Genomic DNA, 4,178 nt, shown 5'->3' with positions numbered 1-4,178 from the left:
CACGGTAGTGATTGCAGCTGTCAGGGTAGTTTTACCGTGGTCAACGTGGCCGATAGTACCAACGTTAACGTGCGGTTTCGTACGTTCAAACTTTTCTTTAGACATTAGATTGTCCCTCTGAGACACGGAATCGGTGGTTACACCACATCAACCAAGCAGTATTGCTTGTCTGGGTATTTACAGAGATAGAAATCAGGGAGGGGAGAACAACGGAAGTGGTGCTGATAGGCAGATTCGAACTGCCGACCTCACCCTTACCAAGGGTGTGCTCTACCAACTGAGCTATATCAGCACATCTTGGAGCGGGCAGCGGGAATCGAACCCGCATCATCAGCTTGGAAGGCTGAGGTAATAGCCATTATACGATGCCCGCGTGAACTCGGCTACCTGACTTAAATCGGCTGTAACTGAATCTCAGGTATTTTACATCGAAGGAGTGATGAATAAAACACCCGGGATAATAATTCACACTAGATGGTGGTGGGAGAAGGATTCGAACCTTCGAAGTCTGTGACGGCAGATTTACAGTCTGCTCCCTTTGGCCGCTTGGGTATCCCACCTGATCTAAATTTTTAATTGGTGCCGGCACCAAGAGTCGAACTCGGGACCTACTGATTACAAGTCAGTTGCTCTACCAACTGAGCTATGCCGGCATCAAGTGCTGCGCATTCTATGGAGACTTTGCGCAGGATGCAACAAAAAAATTGCTGAAATTGTTCTTTTGCTCACAAAGTACGCATTCTTCCGTGTTTCGCTGTTTTTTTCAATAGGTAATGTACAAAATAGCAGCACCAGTTATAACATCTGAGGTTAGACAATCACACAGACTGACTATACAAAATTCAATAATCAGATTATTTTTAGCACTTTATTTATATCTTTCGTAATGCAATTTATGTCTCCGACATCAAAAAAAATGCATTTTTTCAAAAAAATTGCTACGCCTGACTTCCATCTCTCGCTATGATGCGAATTATTTTTTGGCCGGTACGGGTTTTTATGACCGGTCCAACCTGCGTAATAAAGGCAGACGTTGGTTTATGTATAAAGAAAAATCGCTCTCTCCTTATCTTCATTTCAGCCGTAGTCAGTGGGCCACTTTGCGTAACTCGGTCCCGATGACCCTATCTGAGCAGGAAATTGACGAGCTGCGCGGTATTCACGATGAAATTTCTATTGATGAAGTTATCGCGATTTATCTGCCATTATCCCGGTTACTGAATTTCTATATCAGTTCAAATCTGCGCCGCCAGGCCGTGCTCGAGCAGTTTCTCGGCAGAAATGAAGCCAAGGTACCTTATGTGATTGGCATTGCCGGCAGTGTTTCTGTCGGTAAAAGCACGACTGCCCGCTTGCTTCAGGCACTTCTGAGCCGCTGGCCCGAACATCGGAAAGTGGATCTGATCACCACAGATGGTTTTCTTCATCCTAATTCGGTGCTCAATGAGCGCGGGATCATGAGAAAGAAAGGCTTTCCTGAATCTTACGATATGCACAATCTTGTCCGCTTTGTGTCAGAAGTAAAATCCGGTACACCAAAAGTGCTGGCGCCGGTCTATTCACATCTGACCTATGACATCATGCCGGATAAGCAACTTGTGGTGGAGCAGCCGGATATTGTCATTCTGGAAGGATTGAACGTGCTGCAAAGCGGCATGGATTATCCGCAGTCATTGCACCATGTGTTTGTTTCAGATTTTGTGGATTTCTCTATTTACGTGGATGCACCGGAAGAGTTGCTGAAAAGCTGGTATATCGGGCGTTTCCTGAAATTTCGTCAGGGTGCGTTTACCGATCCGAACTCCTATTTCCATCATTACGCGCAATTGGAAGAGAGTGAAGCTGTCGGTATCGCATCAACTATCTGGGATGAAATCAACGGACTCAACCTGCACGAAAATATTTTGCCGACCAGAGAACGTGCCAGTTTAGTGATGACGAAAGGCGCAAATCACATGGTGACAAATGTGAAGCTGCGAAAATAGTAAATTATTCTGTTAAAAACAAACCGGGATTACACCGGTTTGTTTTTTGTATTGATGCCACGCAGTGAGATTTCTCCGCCGATATAGGGGGTAATTTCGCCGAATTGATCTAATAATAACGCACCCTGTGTGTTAATCCCACGAGATACACCAATCACTTCCCGCTCACCAATGATTAACTTCACTTCTCGGTTAAGATAGTTATCAAATGCATACCAGCGCTCAATAAAAGGCGTGAGCCCGCTTTTTTCAAACAGATGAAGCGCATCAATCAGATGATTGATAAATGCAGCAGCCAGTGTATTTCGATCAATATGGATACCTGATTGCTCCAGATTGATCCACTGCTGCCCAATCTGATCCGTATTGGTATTTTCCATCGTCAGATTGATACCAATCCCGATGATGACATGTGCTGCATCACCTGTTTTTCCCTGCAGCTCAACTAAAATGCCGGCCAATTTTTTATCTTCAAGATATAAATCATTCGGCCATTTTACTTTTACGCCTGTTGCACCCAGTTCGTGCAGTGTTTCAGCAAGAACGATACCGACCACCAGACTCAGCCCGATTGCCGCCGCCGGCCCTTGCTCCAGACGCCAGTATAGTGAGAGATACAAGTTTCGCCCGAACGGGGATACCCATTGACGCCCGCGGCGTCCACGACCCGCATACTGATATTCAGCCACGCACGCATCACCGGATGACAGTTGTCCGATCTTATCCAGCAAATGCTGATTGGTAGAACTGATAACAGGTAGCACATCTATTTGCCGGCCAGGTAAGAGTGCATTGATAACCTCTGATTGCAGCAGGTTCATCGGTGCAAAGAGACGATAGCCTTTCCCTGTCACCGTCTCCATCTCAATACCCATTTCGCGCAATGTCCGGATATGTTTATTAATACCCGCCCGGCTCATGCCGAGTTTGTCACCAAGCTGTTCACCTGAATGGAATTCACCATCAGACAAGATCCGGATGAGCGTCAGAGGCATGCTGTAATCTTTCATGCGATGGCCTCTGTTGCGTTGATTTCACCAGTTGCACCAATGAAACGGACTTCCGGCTCTAATTCAATCTGAAAACGGGCAGCGACCTGCTGGCGGACATAACGGGCAAGACAAATAACATCAGCCCCTGTCGCCAACTCTCGGTTGATAAGCACCAGAGCCTGATTCACATGCACGGATGCGCCGCCTTCTGAATGTCCTTTCAGATGACACTGATCAATCAGCCAGCCTGCTGCCAGTTTTATACCATCCTCAACCACATACTGCGGACAGGTTGGATATTCCGCTTTTATTTGCTGAGCGAGTTCAGTGCTGATTACCGGGTTTTTGAAGAAACTACCGGCATTACCGGTAATTTTAGGATCCGGTAATTTTTGTGTCCGCATATTGCAAACCATATCGAAAATCTGCTGTGGTGTGACTGTCGCCGGATCCAGTGCTTTTAAATCGCCGTAGCTCAGTTCAGGAGCCCATTGCTTAGGTAGCTTCAGGCCAACCGCAGTAATCGCATAACTGTCCTGATATTCATGTTTAAAGATACTGTCCCGATAGCCAAACCGACAGGCGTCTGCGCTCAGTCGTTCTGTCCTGCCATCTGCAAGAGATGTAACATCGACATAATCACAGATATCTTTAAATTCAATGCCGTATGCGCCAATATTCTGGATAGGTGCCGTACCGGCACACCCGGGAATCAATGCCAGGTTTTCCATTCCGCAGATCCCGTTTATCAGTAAAAAATGGATCAAATCATGCCAGTTTTCGCCGGCACCCACATCAACCAGCCACGCCGTTGGTGTTTCGCGGATAGTTTTTCCCATAATTTGATTCAGCACTACCGTGCCGGCAAAATCAGTGGTAAACAGGACATTACTCCCGCCACCTAACAACAGGAAAGGGACATGTGCCGCCTGTGCAGCCTGCCATAAATGACACAGCTCAGAAACCGTTTCAGCCGTTTCTATATTTAACGCACAGGCTTCAATACCAAAAGTATGTAACAGGCGAAGTGAATTAGCGGACTCAAGGGACATAATGAAAACTCATCGGACAAACATATGACTAGTTTATCAGTCAACAGACGCGTAGCACAGCAAAGCGATACATTTGACAACTTTGACGGCAGATAAACGCAAAAAAGCCACCCATTGGGTGGCTTTTCGGCTTAAATAATAACCTGGCG

The 4,178-nt window shown here is 46.3% G+C and carries 4 protein-coding genes and 4 tRNA genes; 1 reads left to right on the top strand and 7 read right to left on the bottom strand.

Annotated elements, in window-relative coordinates; translation table 11 throughout:
- From ACMHKJ_RS19055 to ACMHKJ_RS19035, 5 genes are all read right to left on the bottom strand, one after another.
- Positions 1 to 105, bottom strand: a 105-nt coding sequence (locus tag ACMHKJ_RS19055) for a GTP-binding protein (protein WP_005651251.1), incomplete at its 3' end; no start/stop codon positions are given.
- 111 nt (positions 106 to 216) lie between these two features.
- Positions 217 to 292 (bottom strand) — tRNA-Thr (locus ACMHKJ_RS19050).
- Positions 293 to 298: 6 nt separating this feature from the next.
- Positions 299 to 373 (bottom strand) — tRNA-Gly (locus ACMHKJ_RS19045).
- 102 nt (positions 374 to 475) lie between these two features.
- A tRNA-Tyr gene (locus ACMHKJ_RS19040) sits at positions 476 to 560 on the bottom strand.
- Between the two features lie 17 nt (positions 561 to 577).
- A tRNA-Thr gene (locus ACMHKJ_RS19035) sits at positions 578 to 653 on the bottom strand.
- 387 nt (positions 654 to 1,040) lie between these two features.
- Here ACMHKJ_RS19035 and coaA point away from each other — a divergent pair.
- Positions 1,041 to 1,985 (top strand): type I pantothenate kinase, encoded by a 945-nt coding sequence (gene coaA, locus ACMHKJ_RS19030; protein WP_067365939.1) that lies wholly within the window; start codon positions 1,041 to 1,043, stop codon positions 1,983 to 1,985.
- Positions 1,986 to 2,014: 29 nt separating this feature from the next.
- Here coaA and birA read toward each other — a convergent pair whose 3' ends face one another.
- Both birA and murB read right to left on the bottom strand, forming a co-directional pair.
- Positions 2,015 to 2,995 (bottom strand): bifunctional biotin--[acetyl-CoA-carboxylase] ligase/biotin operon repressor BirA, encoded by a 981-nt coding sequence (gene birA, locus ACMHKJ_RS19025; RefSeq protein ID WP_413496387.1) that lies wholly within the window; start codon positions 2,993 to 2,995, stop codon positions 2,015 to 2,017.
- Complete coding sequence (gene murB, locus ACMHKJ_RS19020; protein ID WP_413496385.1) at positions 2,992 to 4,029, bottom strand: UDP-N-acetylmuramate dehydrogenase; 1,038 nt, start codon at positions 4,027 to 4,029, stop codon at positions 2,992 to 2,994. Before murB ends, birA begins: the two co-directional genes overlap by 4 nt.
- Positions 4,030 to 4,178: the final 149 nt, after the last annotated feature.

The organism is Morganella psychrotolerans, assembly GCF_965118875.1.
Classification (GTDB): Bacteria; Pseudomonadota; Gammaproteobacteria; order Enterobacterales; family Enterobacteriaceae; genus Morganella; species Morganella psychrotolerans_C.
This window is presented reverse-complemented; position numbering and strand designations above follow the sequence as displayed.

What these genes read in the sequence shown, in the direction of transcription:
- birA (WP_413496387.1), bottom strand. Translation starts at nt 2,995, where the DNA reads ATGAAAGATTACAGCATGCCTCTGACGCTCATCCGGATCTTGTCTGAT.
- murB (WP_413496385.1), bottom strand. Translation starts at nt 4,029, where the DNA reads ATGTCCCTTGAGTCCGCTAATTCACTTCGCCTGTTACATACTTTTGGT.
- coaA (WP_067365939.1), top strand. Translation starts at nt 1,041, where the DNA reads ATGTATAAAGAAAAATCGCTCTCTCCTTATCTTCATTTCAGCCGTAGT.